Consider the following 15,774-nt stretch of genomic DNA (forward strand, 5'->3'; position numbering starts at 1 on the left):
AGGTAGCTGACTTCGACAGGCCGATGATCCCTGTGGCGGGAGGCGTAAGAAGTCGATCGGAGGAATGAGGTGCAAGCGGGAAACGCGCATTACCGGCTCGCCAAGGATCTGCCGTCGACGATCCCGATCTTTCCGCTCGAGGGCGCGCTGCTGCTGCCGGGCGGCCGCATGCCGCTCAACATCTTCGAGCCGCGCTATTTGCAGATGGTGGACGAAGCGGTCGCCGGCTCGCGGCTGATTGGCGTCATCCAGCCCCGTCTCGATGGCGCGCTGCGCGACGATGGTGAGCCGGAGCTCTGCAATGTCGGCTGCGCCGGCCGTATCATCGCCTTTTCCGAAACCGGCGACGGCCGTTACCTGATCTCGCTGCAAGGCGTGTTCCGTTTTCGCATCGCCCATGAGCTGACGGTCAAGACGCCGTTTCGCCAGGCCAAGCCGTCGCCCTTCCTCGCCGATCTCGATGACGATCCGGCGGCGAACGAGATCGATCGGCCGGCGCTGCTGAAGGCATTTCGCGCCTATCTGCAGGCCAATGATCTCGAAGCCGACTGGGAAAGCGTCAGCCGCGCCGAAAATGCCATGCTGGTCAACGCGCTGTCGATGATGGCGCCTACGGGCCGGCCGAGAAGCAGGCGCTGCTCGAAGCGGCGGACCTGAAGACGCGCGCCGAAACGCTGATCGCCATCACCGAAATGGCATTGGCGCGCGAGAATGAGGATTTTGGCTCGAGCTTACAGTAAGATGTGCCGATATCCGGGTGATGCCGGCCTGCAAATGGCTGATACCTGCGCTTCCGGTGCTCACGTACGAAAAGTACGCTCCGCTCTGGTTCTCGGTATCAGTCATTTTCGGCTCGGCCTGACCCGGATCTCAACACATCTTAGGGCCCGGTACTAAGAAGAGGAACCGATGGTGGCGGATGGGCGCGACGGAAAGAAGATCAATGTCGACCCCAAGCTGCTGGAGCTTTTGGCCTGCCCGCTGACCAAGGGCCCGCTGGCCTGGGATCCGGAGCGCGGCGAGCTGGTCTCGCGGGTCGCCAAGCTGGCTTATCCAGTGCGCGATGGCATTCCGATCATGTTGCCTTCGGAGGCGCGGACGTTGTCGGCGGAGGATGTGCTGGCGCCGCCACCGAGGCTGAGCGGACCGGGTTGAGCGGGCGGTCGTTGGAGGCGGTGCCATTCATCGCGTCGTCATCCCAGGGCGGAGCAGCCGCGTAGCGGCGTCGCGGAGACCTGGGATCCATGCCGCGACGTATGTGACGTGCGAAAGCGGGTCAGAGCCGGGTGCCTTTCTTCCCACGATATAGAGACGCTATTCTGGACCGTGGCACGCTTTGATCGCTGTCGCGGCATGGATCCCTTGGGCTGCGGAGCAGCTCCAGGGGTCTCCGCGACGGAGCTTCGCTCCTGCTCCGCCCGTGGATGACGAAAGGTGAGTGAGGGCGAAGCCGGCGCCGTACGCTACTGAAAATTCCGTCCCTTGGGCATGACCCTTTCCGCTTCTTCCGACAGTGTTGCGAGGTCCTGCCGAGCCGGTGCCGCTTGGCTGGAGCGCTCCGGCCCTTCCTCGGAGGCGTGTCGCGTGGCCGACGGCGCCGCCCCGCTGACCTTCTCCAGAAGCACGGTCAGCCAGGGCGTCAGATCCTCGATCTTTTCGGCGACGATATGGACCACACCGGATTCCGACTGCAATTTCCCGCTGACCTTCACGAACCGCGCACCCATGACAATGGGCCGGAAACGGGTAAAAGTTCTCTCCCAGAAGATGACGTTGGCGACCGCCTTGTCGTCCTCCAGCGTCAGGAAGATCGCGTTGCCTTTGCCGGGGCGCTGCCGCACCAGCACCAGGCCGGCGACGGCAACCCGCCTGCCGTCGCGTACCGATGGCAGGTTGGCATTGGGCGTGACGCCGGCGCGGTCGAGCCGCTCGCGCAGGAAGGCGACCGGATGCGCCTTCAGCGACAGGCCGAGCGAGCGGTAGTCGTGGATGACATGCTCGCCGAGCGGCATTTTCGGCAGCTTCGTCTCGGGCTCCAGCTCGCGCAGGCGCAGCGCCGGCTGGTCGAACAGCGGCAGCTTTTCGGCCGCACTCTTGGCGCCCAGCGCCCGCACGTCCCAAAGTGCGGCACGGCGGTCGAGGCCGATCGAGCGGAAAGCATCGGCCTGCGCCAGCCGCTCGATCTCGTCGACATCGAGGCCGGAACGCAGCCAGACATCGCGGACGGTTTCGTAGCCGGCACCGCGCCGCGTGACGAAAGCCTCCATGCGTTCCTTGGAAAGACCCTTGATCTGCCGGAAGCCGAGCCGCAGCGCATGGTTCGTCTCGATGACACCGCGCATTTCGGCATGGCGCGGCAGGATGCGGGCCGGATCGAAAGGCGCTTTTTCCAGGGTGCAGTCCCAGACGGAGAAATTGACGTCGACGTCGCGGATGTCGACGCCATGGTCGCGCGCGTCGCGCACCAATTGCGCCGGCTGGTAAAATCCCATCGGCTGCGCGTTCAGGATCGCGGCGCAGAACACGTCGGGATAGAAGGTCTTGAACCAGCACGAGGCATAGACGAGCAAGGCGAAGGAGGCGGCATGGCTTTCGGGAAAGCCATATTCGCCAAAACCCTCGATCTGCTTGAAGCAGCGCTCGGCGAAGTCCTTGGTGTAGCCCTTGCCGACCATGCCATTGATCATACGGTCGCGGTAATTGCCGATGGTGCCGGTGCGCTTGAAGGTGGCCATGGCGCGGCGCAGTTCATCGGCCTCGCCCGGCTTGAAGCCACCGGCGACGATGGCGATCTTCATCGCCTGTTCCTGGAACAGCGGCACGCCGAGCGTCTTGCCGAGGATCTCTTTCAATTCCGCCTTCTGATATTCGGCCTTCTCCTTGCCTTGCCGGCGGCGCAGATAGGGATGGACCATATCGCCCTGGATCGGGCCCGGCCGAACGATCGCCACCTCGATGACAAGGTCATAGAAATCGCGCGGTTGGAGCCGCGGCAGCATCGACATCTGCGCGCGAGACTCGATCTGGAAGACGCCGAGCGTATCGGCGCGGCAGATCATGTCATAGACGCGTTGGTCCTCTGCCGGCAGAGTGGCCAGCACATAGGGTTGCCCATACGGGTCCCGTGCCTTTGGGTAGTGGTCGGTAAGCAAGGTGAAGGCGCGCTGCAGGCAGGTCAGCATGCCGAGCGCCAGGATGTCCACCTTAAGGATCTTCACCGAGTCGAGATCGTCCTTGTCCCATTCGACCATCTTGCGCTCGTCCATCGCCGTCTTGACGATGGGCACAATCTCGTCGAGCCGGTCCCGGGTGATGACGAAACCGCCGACATGCTGGGAGAGGTGGCGGGGAAAGCCCATGATCTCGTTGGCCCGTTCCATCACATGCCGCGATGTGGGGTCGCTGCGGTCGAGGCCGCCGGCGCGGGCTTCCTTCTCGCCAAGCTCGGAGGTCGACCAGCCCCAGATCGAGCCGGACAGGGACGCCCGGACATCCTCCGACAGGCCCATCGCCTTGGAGACTTCGCGCAGCGCCGAGCGGCCGCGATAGCTGATGACGGCGGCGGCAAGCGCGGTGCGTTTGGAACTGTATTTCGTATAGATGTACTGCATGACCTCTTCACGCCGCTCATGCTCGAAGTCGACGTCGATATCCGGAGGCTCGTTCCTCTCCTCGGAAATGAAGCGCTCGAACAGCGTGTCGATCTTGTCCGGCCCGACTTCAGTGATGCCGATGCAGAAGCAGATGATCGAATTGGCGGCGGAGCCGCGTCCCTGGCAGAGGATGTTCTGGCTGCGGGCGAATTTGATGATGTCGTAGACGGTCAGGAAGTAGCGCGCGTAGTTGAGACGCTCGATCAGAGCGAGCTCGTCCTCGATGCGTTTTATGACGCTGGCCGGGACACCGCCCGGGAACCGCCGGGTCGCCCCTTCCCGCGCCAGCCTTTCCAGTTCGGCCTGCGGGCCAAGGCCCGATTCCGTCGGCTCGTCGGGGTAATTGTACTGGAGGTCGCCAAGCGAGAAGGTCAATTCTTCCGCAAAACGCAGCGTCTCGGCCAGCGCTTGCGGATGCCGGCGGAACAGGCGGGCCATTTCCAGCGGCGGCTTCAGATGGCGCTCGGCATTGGCGGTGAGTTCCAGCCCGACCTCGGCGACGGGTGTGTTGAGGCGGATCGCGGTCAGCACGTCCTGCAACGGGCGTCGTTCGGCCGTGTGGTAGAGGACATCGTTGGTCGCCATCAGCGGGATGCCGGTAATTTCGGCCAGCGCCGCCGCCTGCTCGATCCGGAACCGGTCATTACCGGCATAGCAGGGCGAGACGCCAAGGCGCAGGGCCCTGCCGAAGCGGTCCTTGAGCTGGCGGAGCAAAGCAAGGCTGTCTTGCGCGCCCGCCGCCAGATCGGGCAGGGCCGCCAGCGACATCAGGTCTCCCCATTCGAGCAAATCGCCGCGCTGGAGCAGAGTGGCGCCTTTTTCGGTCTCGTCGCGCAGATTGGCCTGGGTCAGCATGCGGCACAGATGGCCCCAGCCCTTGCGGTCCCTGGGATAGGCGAGAATATCCGGCGTGCCGTCGCCAAAAACCAGCCGGCAGCCGGGGTGATAGGAGAGCTTTTCGACCTTGGCCTGCTGCCAGGCGCGCACCACGCCGGCCACCGTGTTGCGGTCGGCAAGGCCGATCGCGGAAAAGCCCAGAAGCTTGGCCGCGACCACCAGCTCCTCCGGCTTGGAGGCGCCGCGCAGGAAGGAGAAATTCGACTGGATGCCGAACTCGGCATAGGGGATGACGGTCAGCGCGTTCATGCGAAGACCCCATGCATGAACCAGCGCGGTGGCACCTGCGGGTTGCCGTAAAGGCCTTGCCGGTAGAGCCAGTAGCGGCGGCCGTCGACATCCTCGATGCGAAAATAGTCGCGGGTCGATGCGACCGGATCGCTTGACGCTTCACGCCACCATTCGGCGGCGATGCGTTCGGGACCCTCGGCACGGGTGACGCGGTAGAGCGCGCGCCGCCAGCGGAAATTGAGCGGCGGACCCTCGGGCATTTCGGTCGCCGGCACCTCGATGGGTTCGGGCGCGCGGAACAGCCGGATCGGCCGTTCCGGCGGGAAGATGGTTTTGGGCGCCTGCACTCTGTCCGGCTTCTTCGGTGGTGTGGTCCGGCGCGGTGCCTCCGTGAAGGGGATGGTGGCGACGGCGCGTTCCGGCAGATGGCTTTCGACGAGGACCGGCTGCAGCACGGCGCCCTCGCCGAGCCGGGCGCGGATGCGGTCGGCGAACAGCGCGATGTCGGCGCCATCGTCGGTCACGTCACCGGTCAGATCGGTCTGCGCCATGTCGAAAGCGGCGGCGGCCAGCACCGAGAGGCGCACCAGATCGAAGCCGTAGCCGGCATCGATGTCCTGCTCGAGCGCTGCCAGCCTTTCATGGAACAGTTTCTGGATCAGCCGGGGGTCGCGCAGCGGCCGCGAGGTGCCGAGCGCAATGCGGCTGACGGCGCCGTCGACACGGAAGAGCAGCAGCGCCAGCGTTCGGGCGCCTTCGCCGCGGCGCTCGAGATCGGTCTTCAAGATCGTCGCCAGCAGGCCCACCAGCCGTTCGATGTCCTCGGTCAAGGTGATGGGCTCGGCAAGATGGCGTTCGACCGAAAGCGGCGCCACGGGAAGGCGCGGCGAGACCGCCTCGTCGAGACGGCCAAGCGCCTGGTCGAGGCGCAGCAGCAGAGAGGCGCCGAAGCGGCGGGCGAGCGGCGCGCGGGGTGCGGCCATGACGGCGCCCGCCGTGCGCAGGCCGACACTTTCCAGGCTGGCGCGGGTCGCCGGGTCGATGCGCAGTGCGGCGAGCGGCAAGGGTGCGAGCAGGGCTTCCTCCTCGCCGCCATCAACGATGCGGTCGCCGCAAAACCGGGCCGCCGCCCAGGCGGCGCCTGGGGTCGGGGCAAGGCCGGCGCGGACATCGAAGCCCTGATGGAAGAAGCGCGACAGGATGTCGTCCAGCATGGCGCGTTCGCCGCCGAACAGATGGGTGCAACCGGTGACGTCGAGGAACAGGCCGTCCACGCCGTCCAGCGCCACCAGCGGGGTGTAGCGGTCGCACCAGTCGGCCAGGCCTTCGAGCAGGCGCCGGTCGGCCTCGGGATCGGCCTCGACGATGTCGATCGACGGATGCATGGCACGCGCATCGGCAATGCCCATGTCGCGCTTCAGGTGCAGCGCCTCAGCCCGCTCGTCGAGGGCCGAAATGCGCTGCGCGTTGCCCTGGCGGTGGCTGACCACCAGTGGCGGATGAGCTGACGGCCGGGAACGCCAGGACCGCCCCTGTCGCTGTCGCAGGATCCTTTCGGCCGCCAGATAGGGAAACCACAGCGACAGGATTCTTTGCCCGTTCCCGTTTTTCCTCGCCTCTTCTTTCGTCGAATGCGCGTTCATCGGGGTTCCACTCCAGTGTGAATTGTCCAGGCAGGGCCGTGCGGCTCTTGCCGATGGTGATGGTGAAGGCGGGGCGACCGATCGAGCCGGCGAGCGGCCCGGCGATGGTGTCGCGCGGTGTTGCCGGCGCCGACGCGACGATGAGCCGGACGGGCGCTGCCGTCGGCTCGGGCGCGGCCGCCTGCCGCAGCAGGAACACCGGGCGGCCGGCGGCCTGCGCCCTTGCGTGCAGCCGGCGCGTCGCGGTCAGGTCCAGCCGCTGCGGGTTGCAGCGGATTTCGAGGATGATTGCGGCGAGCGCCGTCATCCGGGCCGCCTCCTCGGCGACCCACAGCGCATCGACAAGCTTTGGCGCCTCGGAAAACAGCAATTGCCCGGGCTCGATGCCGAACGAGGCCCGCAGCCCCCTGGCATAGGGAAAGCCGGCCTCGCGGAAGATCTCTGACGTGCCGATCCATAAGATGGGCAGCCCCTGCGCCTGCTTGAGGATCAGGCTGGTGAGGGACAAAGCGAAACCGGCGACGGCTCCGGCATCGCGGGTTTCCAGACCATGGATTTCGCTGAGCGCGGCTTTCGGCAGGCCGCCGCTCAAAGCGGCATCGAGCCGTTCGACGCCGACGGGCAGGAAGGCATCCGGCAAGGCCGCTGCAATGCCGCGCCGGACGATCGTGAGATCGGCGTCGGCGCCGCCATCGACATCAAGGGACGCGCCAGCCGGCGCCTGCAGGCGCTCGGGCAGCGTTCCCTCGATTTTCGCGATCTGGCGGCGCAGGGCAAAAACAGTCTCCCGCGCCACGGCTGATATCGCCATGACGGTCAGTGTCCACTCACAATTGTTCCTGTTATGTTCTTATAGATTCCAGAGGGTGACGGAAGAGTCAAGCAGAGTCATAAGGAATTTATTCCTCAGCGAGGAGTCGCGAGCCCAGTATATGGGTGGGTCGCAGCATCCCGTGATTTCGTCATCCTAGGGCGAAGCAGCCGCGCAGCGGCGTCGCGGAGACCCTGGGATCCATTCCGTGACGGCTGTCGCGGATGCGGCGGAACAGAATTCTGCACCCGTAACAGCGCTCTAAGGTCGCGGCATGGATCCTATGGTCTGCGCCGCTTCGCTTCGCTCCTTGCTCCGCCATAGGATGACGAAGGGTGGGGCGTTTCTCGCCAATCACCAAGGCATACGGCTGGTCAACACAACGACCCCGTCAGCTTTCTCCGCCGGGAGACTAGCGCTGGCCGCCAAAGGCCAGCCGTGCAGCGAGCCCCGCAAAGACGGTTCCGAGCAGGATCTGCGGCGCCCGCCGGAGCCGCGTGCGTTTCGACAACGCCGTTCCGATCCGGCTGGCGGTCAGGATGACCAGGCCGTTGACCAGCAGCCCGATCAGGTTGAGCACGGTCGCCAGCAACAGGATCTGGCCGGCGACGGAACCGGCCTCGGGGCGCACGAATTGCGGGAACAGCGCCAGCACGAACAGCGCCATTTTTGGGTTGAGCAGATTGGTCAGCAGGCCTTGCCGAAAAATCCGGCCGCGTGAATAGCGCGGCAGGCCGGCGACCGGGGCAAAAACCGTTCCGTCGGAACGGAACGCCTTCCAGGCCAGCCAGGCGAGGTAGGCGGCGCCGGCATAGCGCACGATGTCGTAGGCGATGGGTGCTGCCAGGAACAGTTGCGACAGGCCGAAGGCGGCGGCCAGCGCGTGGCAATAGGTGCCGGCGGCGATGCCGGCATAGGTCGCCAGGCCCGATGCGCGCCCCTGGCTGGCGCTGCGGGACGCGATCAACAGCATGTCCGGCCCAGGCGTCGCGGTCAAAGCGAGGCAGGCAATGGCGAAAAGTCCGATGGTGGAAAGGTCCGGCATGAGAACTCCTGAGAGATGGCCGGAACCGACCCCTACGCGATTCCCCGGCCGCGGCAAAGGCGCTGCGGCAGGAATTGCCGCTTCATTTGCCTCGACCGGCGCGAAAGCCTATATGCCGGGTCAAAGGACAAAGCATGGCCCGTATCTACAAAACCCGTACCTGGCATGGCGAACTTGCGCCCTCGATGGAGGAAATGGAGTTCCTCGCGTTGGAGGCCTATGCGCATTTGCCGGAGGACTTTCGCAAGCTGACCGGCGAGATCGTCATCCAGATCGCCGAGTTCCCGACCGACGAGATCATGGACGATCTGTCGCTGGAAACGCCGTTCGACCTGCTCGGCCTGTTCGAGGGCCGCGGCATCGCCGAACGTTGGAACCCGCAGACCGGCGAAGGCCCCAACCGCATCACGCTCTATCGCCGCGCCATGCTCGACTACTGGGCCGAAAATGAGGAAACGCTGGGCGACATCGTCACCCATGTGCTGATCCACGAGATCGGCCACCATTTCGGCCTGTCGGATGATGATATGGAGAAGCTCGAAGAGGCGGCCGAGTAACCTATCCCTTCGTCATCCTAGGGTCTGCGCCGCGTCGCTTCGCTCCTTGCTCCGCCCTAGGATGACGAAGAGAGAGAAGGGCCTCAGCGCTGTCCCCTACCAGTCGCTGAGCTTGGTGTCCGGCCCATACTCCTGGCCGTCGATATCCTTCACCACGGCCTGGCCGCAGCGCATGGTCTTGGCTTTCTTGTCATAGGCGTAGGTCGGCGAGCCGAACAGGTGCCAGCCCTTGTTCAAGGCCGCCGTCACCTTGTGGCAGAAGCTGGCATCGTCCGGGGCGGTCAGAAAGCGGTAGAGTTTCATTTTTCAGTCCTGTCGTGAATAGACTTAGCCGGGATCATGCGCCGATGGCGGCCGCTTTCGCCAGCAGTTTTTCAGCCTGCGCCAGATGCAGCCGCTCGACCATCTTGCCGTTCAGCGCGATCACGCCCTTGCCGGCATTCTCGGCACGTGAAAAGGCGTCCTTTATCAGGCGTGCCTCGGTCAGCACTTCCGGGGACGGCGCGAAGGCGCGGTTCGCCGCTTCGATCTGGGCCGGATGGATGAGGGTCTTGCCATCGAAGCCCATGGCGGCGCCTTCCGCGCACTCACGCGCAAAGGTATCGAGGTCGCGAAAATCATTGGCAACGCCGTCGAGCATGTCGAGGCCGCCGGCGCGCGCGGCCAGCACCATCTGCATCAGCCATGGCACGAGATAGCGCCGGTCCGGCGTCGCCAGCACGCCGGTGTCCTTGGTCAGATCATTCGTTCCGGCAACGAAACAATTGAGGCGCGAAGCCGGGTCACGGCCCAATTCGGCAATGGCGCCGATGTTGAGCAGCGCCCTGGGCGTCTCGATCATCGCCCAGAGTTTCACGCTGTCGGGGGCAAAATTGTCGTCGAGCACATCGCCGACTTCGAGGATATCGCGCGGTGTGGCGACCTTGGACAACAGGATGCCGTCGGGCTCGAATTTTGCCGCGGCCAGCAGATCGTCGGCGCCCCATTCGCTGGCCAGCGCATTGACGCGCACCACCATCTCGCAACGGTGGCCAAACTGGTTGGCAACCGGGCGATTGGCGAAGATTCCGGGCAGTTTGTCGCGGGCAGCGATCTTGTCGGCCGGGGCGACGGCATCCTCGAGGTCGATGATGACGGCATCGCAGGACAGCTGCGCGATCTTGGCCAGCGCCTTGTCGTTGGAGGCAGGGACGTAGAGCACCGAGCGGCGCGGGCGGTAGGGTTCCATGCCCGATCTATGCCGCGTGTGGGCGGGTGAGGCAAGCGCGCGGCTTGTGCCTGAGACGAGCCAATCGCGAAAGCTGGCGCCGCCCCTCATTGCCCTGCCGGCATGCCGGCCCTTCGCTATCGCTCCGGGCGTTCGTCGTTCGGAAAGCCAAGCAATTGGCTTTCCGTCCGCTTCGCGGACCACTTCTCACCCCCGTAAACGGGGCGAAAGAGGCTGGCCGCAACCTCGGCTCCCTTCCTGCAACGCTGATGATTGGCGAAAGCGGCGAGGAGCGCCCTCGCCCCGTTTACGGGGAGAGGATGCCGGCAGGCAGGTGAAGGGCAGCGCCAACGGCTGGAAATGAATTCGACCTAAGGCGCAGCCCCTGCACGAAAACTGCACATGCCTGCGGAAAACCTCCTCGGATCCGTCGCATCGCTTCCCCGCCCGCCTGCGAGACAGGCGGCATGCACAAGCGCGCAAAACCCCGTTGGTCTCTCCCCTACCGGCTGCGCAGAGAAGGCTGGTGGCTGGTCGATCCGCCGCGCGCAAAACCCACCGCGATCCTCATTGCCTTTGTCCGCAAGAGCCCAGCGCCGAGGCGATCGAGCGCGATCAGGAAAGTCAGGTCATGACATCATTCTTCACCGCAGCACCAAGCTATTGCAGCCGCTTCGGTGTTGCCGTGCTGCTGGTCGTGCTGGCGGATTTCCTGTTCTACGGCCAGCCCGCCGGCATCACCGTCTTCCTGTTCGCCATCCTGATTGCCGCCGCGGTCGTGGCCGTGCATCCCACGGCCTTCAGCGACATCAGGGTCTGGCTCAAGCCAGCGGCCCTGCTGGTCGCGCTGCTGCCGCTTGCCGAGAATGTCAGCATTCTGTCCGTCTCGATCGCGCTGGCGGCGCTGGTCGTCTTCACGCTTTCGCTGAGCGGCCGGTTGCGACACAGCATCGCCCGCATTGCCGGCCAGATAGCACTGTTTTGGCTGGCAGCGCCGTTCCGGTTCATCAGAGATTTCATCCGCTGGCGCAAGACGGCGCGGCGCTTCGGCCGGCGCCGCGTGCGGCTGGCGGCGATCGCCGTCTGGGTGATGCCGCTGACGCTGGGCGCCGTCTTCCTGGCGCTGTTCGGCGCCGCCAATCCGGTCATCGACTACTGGCTGTCGCTGATCGACCTGATGAAGCTGCTCGATCTCATACAACTGGCGCGGATCGCCTTCTGGCTGTTCGTGCTCGTCGGCGTCTGGGCTTTTTTGCGGCCACGCCTGCCGCGGTTTTCGCAGCGCATCCACCGGCCGAACAATCCTCTTGCCGCTGCTCAACCGGTGACCGATGCGCAAAGGCATGTCGTCGAGGACATCGTGTTCGGCAAGGCCGCCATCCTGCGCGCCTCGATCGTCTTCAACATCTTGTTCGCACTGCAGACCGGGCTCGACGCCACCTATCTGTGGGGTGGGGCAGCGCTTCCCGACGGCTTAAGCTACGCCGCTTATGCACATCGCGGCGCCTATCCCTTGATCGTCACCGCGCTGCTTGCCGCCGGTTTTGTCCTGGCGGCGCTCAGGCCTGGAAGCGAGACCTCAGCCGATCCGCTCATCCGCCGGCTGGTCTATGCCTGGGTGGCGCAGAACATCATGCTGGTCATCTCATCGATCCTGCGGCTCGACCTCTATATCGGCATCTATGCGCTGACCTACTGGCGCATCGCCGCTTTCGTCTGGATGGGGCTCGTGGCATCAGGCCTTGCGCTGATCATCGCCCGCATCGCGCTTGGAAAATCCAATGAATGGCTGTCGTCCGCCAATCTTCTGACGTTATCCCTGACGCTTTATGCCTGCTGCTTCATCAATTTCGCAGCAACGATCGCCAATTACAATGTCGACCATTCCCTTGAAATGACCGGCTCCGGCACCCCGCTCGATGCCGAGTATCTGCGCTCGTTCGGCGCCGTCGCCATGCCGGCTCTCGACCGCTACTACACGCGTAAATTCGGAATCCTGACCACTTACTTGGCCGACCAGGTGATGATCGACGACTATATCGCCGAACAAAAGAAGTGGCGCGCCTGGAGCTTTCGCGGCTGGCGGCTGGCCAGGGTTCTCGACAAGCGAGGGCCGCTCGTGCTTCCTCCACCTGTGCAGCCCTCGCAACCTTCCATGCCGGACCGCTGATCCATGCCGCATCACATTCTCGTCGCCGACGATGACCCGCATATCCGCGAAGTGATCTGCTTCGCGCTGGAAAAGGCCGGCATGAAGACGCTTGGGGTGGCCGACGGCGCCGCCGCCTTGCAGGAGATCGGACGCCGGGCGCCGGATCTGGTCGTGCTCGACATCGGCATGCCGGAGATGGATGGGTTGGAGGTCTGCCGGCGGCTGCGCCACACTTCAGATGTGCCGGTGCTGTTCCTGTCCGCGCGCGATGAAGAAATCGACCGCATTCTTGGGCTGGAAATGGGCGGCGACGACTATGTGACGAAACCGTTCAGCCCGCGCGAGCTGGTCGCCCGCGTCAACGTCATCCTGCGCCGCGCCCGCCCGGCAGCGCCCGAACCGGCCGATGACAGGCAGTTCACGCATGGCAAGCTCACACTGGCGCCGGCCAGCCACGCGGCCGCCTTCGACGGCAAGCCGCTTGCCCTGACGGGCATCGAATTCTCCATCCTGAAAGGGTTTCTGGCGCGGCCGACTTATGTGCTCGACCGCGACGCGGTGATGGCCAATGCCTATGCCGGAAAAATCCATGTCGCCGACCGCACCGTCGACAGCCATATCCGCAACATCCGCGCCAAGCTGGCGGCGGTGGGTTGCCCGGAAGTCATCGAGACCGTGCACGGCGTCGGCTTCCGGCTTGGCCGATGCGGCTGACGACTTCACGCAAATGGATCGGCCGCAAATGGCGGCCACGGCTTGCCACGGTCGTCGTCGCCATTCTGATCCTGGTGATGGCCTTGCCGTTGGTCGGCCTGTTCTTCTTCCGCCTCTACGAAAACCAGCTGATCCGCCAGACCGAGGCCGAGCTGATCGCGCAAGGCGCGGCCATCGCCGCCATCTATGCGCAGGATGTGCGCGACGCCGGCATTGCGCCGGACAAGCTCGGCGCGCCGATGCCGCAGTCAGACGGCAGTGCTAGCCGAAGCGTCAATCCCGACGGACCGTACCAGCCGATCGAGCCGCAGCTCGATCTCGCCTCTGACTACGTGCTTCCCACCCGTCCCGCAGCGGTCGCTGCCATCGCCGATCCCGCCTTCGCCGCGATCGGCACACGCCTATCGGGCATTCTCGACGCCACGCAGAAAACCACGCTCGCCGGCTTCCGGCTGCTTGATCCCAGGGGCGTCGTCATCGCCGGGCGCGGCGAGGTCGGGCAGTCGCTTGGCGATGTCGAGGAGGTGCGCACCGCACTTGCCGGCCGCTATGCCAGCGCGCTCAGGCTGCGCATTCCCGACCAGCCGACGCCACCGCTCTATTCGGTCAGCCGCGGCACCAAGGTGCGTGTCTTCGTCGCCTTGCCGGTGGCCGTCGACGGCAAGGTCGCCGGCGTGGTCTATGTCTCGCGGACGCCCAACAACATCATAAAGCATCTCTACGGCGAGCGCGGCAAGGTGACGTTGGCGGCGATCGCCATCCTCGGCGGCACGCTGCTCATCGGCCTCGTCTTCCTGCGCACCGTCAGCCGGCCGATCTATGCGCTGATCGACCGCACGCAGCGCATCGCCGCCGGCGAGCGCGACGCGATCCGGCCGCTCGACCATCACGGCACCTATGAAATGGCCGAGCTGTCCGCCGCCTTCCTCGACATGGCGGAAAAACTGCAGGCGCGATCGGACTCGATCCAGACCTTTGCCACCCATGTCTCGCACGAGCTCAAATCGCCGCTGACGGCGATCCAGGGCGCGGCCGAATTGCTGCGTGATTCCGGCTCGGCGATGGATGATGAAGAGCGGCGCCGCTTCTCCAACAATATCGTCACCGATGCCGGTCGACTCAATTTGCTGGTGCGGCGGCTGCTCGACCTGGCGAAGGCCGAAAATCTCGCACCCAGCGGCGAAAGCACCTCGATCGGTGCAGCACTTGCATTGCTGCCCGTCGACACCAGGCTGGCGGTTCGCGTCGAGGCGGGCGGTGATCTCGCCTTGCGCATCTCGGCCGAGAACGCTGCAATCGTGCTTGCCAATCTCATCGACAATTCGGCCAGGCACGGCGCGACGCTGGTTTCGATCTCGGCGGCGAGCGCCGAGGGCAAGGCGACGGTGCTGGTCGGCGACGATGGCGACGGCATTTCGCCCAGCAACCGGGCGCGCATCTTCGAGCCGTTCTTCACCACGCGGCGCGCTACCGGCGGCACCGGCATGGGCCTCGGCATCGTGCTGGCCCTCCTGAAAGCGCGTGATGGTATGATCCGGCTGGTTGACAGCGAGCGCGGCACGCGCTTCGAGATCACTTTGCCTTTATCAAGCTGAGCATGATCTCTGGACAAACGGATACCGTTTGTCCGAGAAAACCGGTACCCACTTTTCGGGATCATGCTCTGGAAGCTGGAGCCGAAAAAATGCGCTACGACATCGTCATCATCGGTGGGGCCATCGTCGGGTCCTCGATTGCCTATTATCTGCGTGAGGAAGGGTTTTCCGGCTCCATCGCGCTCATCGAACGCGATCCGCAATTTGCCCATGCGGCAACAACGCTGTCCATGGCCTCGATCCGCCAGCAATTCTCCATTCCGGAAAACATCCGCCTGTCGCAATTCACGCTAAAGCTGTTCCGGCGGCTGAAGGAAGAGTTCGGCACCGATGCTGATATCGGGTTCCGCGAGGGCGGCTATCTGATCCTCGCCGGAGAAGCCGGGCTGCCGATCCTCAAGGCCAATCACGAGGCGCAGATCGCCGAGGGCGCCGACATCGTGCTCGAGGATGCCGAGCAGCTGACGCGGCGCTTCGCCTGGCTGTCGGCCGAGGGCATTTCCGCCGGCGCTTATGGCCGGACAGGCGAAGGCTGGTTCGACGCGCATGCGATGCTGACCCTGTTCCGCAAGGCGCTGCGCGAGAAGAAGATCGATTTCATCGCCGCTTCGGTCACCTCTATCGCGCGCGACGGCAACCGCGTTACCGGTGTCACCCTCGACAATGGCCAGACGCTGGAGGCCGGCATCGTCGTCAACGCCGCCGGGCCGAACGCCGGCAAGGTTGCCGCCCTTGCCGGGCTGGCGCTGCCGGTCGAGCCGCGCAAGCGCAACGTCTTCGTCTTCGAGGCGCGCGAGAAATATTCTGATATGCCGCTGCTGGTCGATCCCTCTGGCATTTATGTGCGGCCGGAAGGCTCGGTCTACCTCACCGGCGGCGCCGAGCCGGAAGAGGGCGATGGGCCGGCCGATCCCAAGGATTTCGAAGTCGACTGGCCGCTGTTCGAAGAGGTGATCTGGCCGGTGCTGGCAACCCGCATCCCGGCCTTCGAAGCGATCAAGGCGACCCGCGCCTGGGCCGGCCATTATGATTACAACACGCTCGACCAGAACGCGGTGATCGGCCCGCATCCCGCGGTCGGCAATTTCTTGTTCGCCAATGGGTTTTCGGGCCATGGCCTGCAGCAAGCGCCGGCGGTGGGCAAGGCGCTGGCAGAGTTTTTGGTGCATGGCGGCTATCGGACGGTGGATTGCTCGGCGTTTGGGTATGAGCGGGTGGCCGAGGGACGGGCGTTTCGGGAATTGAATGTGATTTGAGGGAGTTGGCACG

Annotated in this window: 12 protein-coding genes and 1 pseudogene; 7 read left to right on the forward strand and 6 right to left on the reverse strand. The window is 64.9% G+C overall.

The genetic code is table 11. The features are described 5' to 3' along the window. Nucleotides 1–69: 69 nt before the first annotated feature. Nucleotides 70–740 (forward strand): annotated as a pseudogene (locus AC0V7N_RS05945) (LON peptidase substrate-binding domain-containing protein). A 169-nt stretch (nt 741–909) separates the two neighbouring features. After that, entirely contained in the window at nt 910–1,155 is a 246-nt protein-coding gene (locus tag AC0V7N_RS05950) for a Trm112 family protein (RefSeq protein WP_475455590.1), read from the forward strand. A gap of 308 nt (nt 1,156–1,463) precedes the next feature. Here the strand turns inward: AC0V7N_RS05950 and AC0V7N_RS05955 are convergent, their stop codons facing one another. The 4 genes from AC0V7N_RS05955 to AC0V7N_RS05970 form a co-directional block, all read right to left on the reverse strand. Next, nucleotides 1,464–4,799 (reverse strand): error-prone DNA polymerase, encoded by a 3,336-nt coding sequence (locus tag AC0V7N_RS05955; RefSeq protein WP_475455592.1) that lies wholly within the window; start codon nt 4,797–4,799, stop codon nt 1,464–1,466. Next, nucleotides 4,796–6,271, reverse strand: coding sequence for a DUF6504 family protein (locus AC0V7N_RS05960; protein WP_475455594.1), 1,476 nt, complete (start codon nt 6,269–6,271; stop codon nt 4,796–4,798). Before AC0V7N_RS05960 ends, AC0V7N_RS05955 begins: the two co-directional genes overlap by 4 nt. Beyond that, on the reverse strand, nt 6,213–7,235 hold the full coding sequence (locus tag AC0V7N_RS05965) for an ImuA family protein (RefSeq protein WP_475455596.1): 1,023 nt from the start codon (nt 7,233–7,235) through the stop codon (nt 6,213–6,215). Before AC0V7N_RS05965 ends, AC0V7N_RS05960 begins: the two co-directional genes overlap by 59 nt. 412 nt (nt 7,236–7,647) lie before the next feature. Further along, nucleotides 7,648–8,280, reverse strand: coding sequence for a LysE family translocator (locus AC0V7N_RS05970; protein WP_475455598.1), 633 nt, complete (start codon nt 8,278–8,280; stop codon nt 7,648–7,650). A 134-nt stretch (nt 8,281–8,414) separates the two neighbouring features. Between AC0V7N_RS05970 and AC0V7N_RS05975 the strand changes: the two genes are divergently transcribed. Next, entirely contained in the window at nt 8,415–8,837 is a 423-nt protein-coding gene (locus tag AC0V7N_RS05975) for a metallopeptidase family protein (protein WP_475455600.1), read from the forward strand. A 96-nt stretch (nt 8,838–8,933) separates the two neighbouring features. Here the strand turns inward: AC0V7N_RS05975 and AC0V7N_RS05980 are convergent, their stop codons facing one another. Together AC0V7N_RS05980 and AC0V7N_RS05985 are read right to left on the reverse strand one after the other, a co-directional pair. Next, the gene (locus AC0V7N_RS05980) at nt 8,934–9,140 is read right to left on the reverse strand and encodes a DUF1737 domain-containing protein (RefSeq protein WP_027046018.1); all 207 of its coding nucleotides are present in this window, start codon (nt 9,138–9,140) and stop codon (nt 8,934–8,936) included. A 34-nt stretch (nt 9,141–9,174) separates the two neighbouring features. After that, nucleotides 9,175–10,065 carry an HpcH/HpaI aldolase/citrate lyase family protein gene (locus AC0V7N_RS05985; protein WP_475455602.1) on the reverse strand — a complete coding sequence of 297 codons (891 nt, stop codon included), beginning with the start codon at nt 10,063–10,065 and terminating at the stop codon, nt 9,175–9,177. A gap of 610 nt (nt 10,066–10,675) precedes the next feature. Between AC0V7N_RS05985 and AC0V7N_RS05990 the strand changes: the two genes are divergently transcribed. From AC0V7N_RS05990 to AC0V7N_RS06005, 4 genes are all read left to right on the forward strand, one after another. Further along, the gene (locus AC0V7N_RS05990; protein ID WP_475455604.1) at nt 10,676–12,214 is read left to right on the forward strand and encodes a DUF4153 domain-containing protein; all 1,539 of its coding nucleotides are present in this window, start codon (nt 10,676–10,678) and stop codon (nt 12,212–12,214) included. 3 nt (nt 12,215–12,217) lie between these two features. Further along, complete coding sequence (locus tag AC0V7N_RS05995) at nt 12,218–12,910, forward strand: response regulator (RefSeq protein WP_475455606.1); 693 nt, start codon at nt 12,218–12,220, stop codon at nt 12,908–12,910. Continuing rightward, a complete protein-coding gene (locus AC0V7N_RS06000) occupies nt 12,901–14,505 on the forward strand; it encodes an ATP-binding protein (protein ID WP_475455608.1) in 1,605 nt (534 codons plus the stop codon). Before AC0V7N_RS05995 ends, AC0V7N_RS06000 begins: the two co-directional genes overlap by 10 nt. A gap of 89 nt (nt 14,506–14,594) precedes the next feature. Further along, nucleotides 14,595–15,761, forward strand: coding sequence for an NAD(P)/FAD-dependent oxidoreductase (locus AC0V7N_RS06005; RefSeq protein ID WP_475455610.1), 1,167 nt, complete (start codon nt 14,595–14,597; stop codon nt 15,759–15,761). Nucleotides 15,762–15,774 lie beyond the last annotated feature (13 nt).

It is taken from the genome of Mesorhizobium kamtschaticum (assembly GCF_056174585.1).

What these genes read in the sequence shown, in the direction of transcription:
- AC0V7N_RS06000 (WP_475455608.1), top strand. Translation starts at nt 12,901, where the DNA reads ATGCGGCTGACGACTTCACGCAAATGGATCGGCCGCAAATGGCGGCCA.
- AC0V7N_RS05955 (WP_475455592.1), bottom strand. Translation starts at nt 4,799, where the DNA reads ATGAACGCGCTGACCGTCATCCCCTATGCCGAGTTCGGCATCCAGTCG.
- AC0V7N_RS05985 (WP_475455602.1), bottom strand. Translation starts at nt 10,065, where the DNA reads ATGGAACCCTACCGCCCGCGCCGCTCGGTGCTCTACGTCCCTGCCTCC.
- AC0V7N_RS05990 (WP_475455604.1), top strand. Translation starts at nt 10,676, where the DNA reads ATGACATCATTCTTCACCGCAGCACCAAGCTATTGCAGCCGCTTCGGT.
- AC0V7N_RS05965 (WP_475455596.1), bottom strand. Translation starts at nt 7,235, where the DNA reads ATGGCGATATCAGCCGTGGCGCGGGAGACTGTTTTTGCCCTGCGCCGC.
- AC0V7N_RS06005 (WP_475455610.1), top strand. Translation starts at nt 14,595, where the DNA reads ATGCGCTACGACATCGTCATCATCGGTGGGGCCATCGTCGGGTCCTCG.
- AC0V7N_RS05980 (WP_027046018.1), bottom strand. Translation starts at nt 9,140, where the DNA reads ATGAAACTCTACCGCTTTCTGACCGCCCCGGACGATGCCAGCTTCTGC.
- AC0V7N_RS05970 (WP_475455598.1), bottom strand. Translation starts at nt 8,280, where the DNA reads ATGCCGGACCTTTCCACCATCGGACTTTTCGCCATTGCCTGCCTCGCT.
- AC0V7N_RS05995 (WP_475455606.1), top strand. Translation starts at nt 12,218, where the DNA reads ATGCCGCATCACATTCTCGTCGCCGACGATGACCCGCATATCCGCGAA.
- AC0V7N_RS05975 (WP_475455600.1), top strand. Translation starts at nt 8,415, where the DNA reads ATGGCCCGTATCTACAAAACCCGTACCTGGCATGGCGAACTTGCGCCC.
- AC0V7N_RS05950 (WP_475455590.1), top strand. Translation starts at nt 910, where the DNA reads ATGGTGGCGGATGGGCGCGACGGAAAGAAGATCAATGTCGACCCCAAG.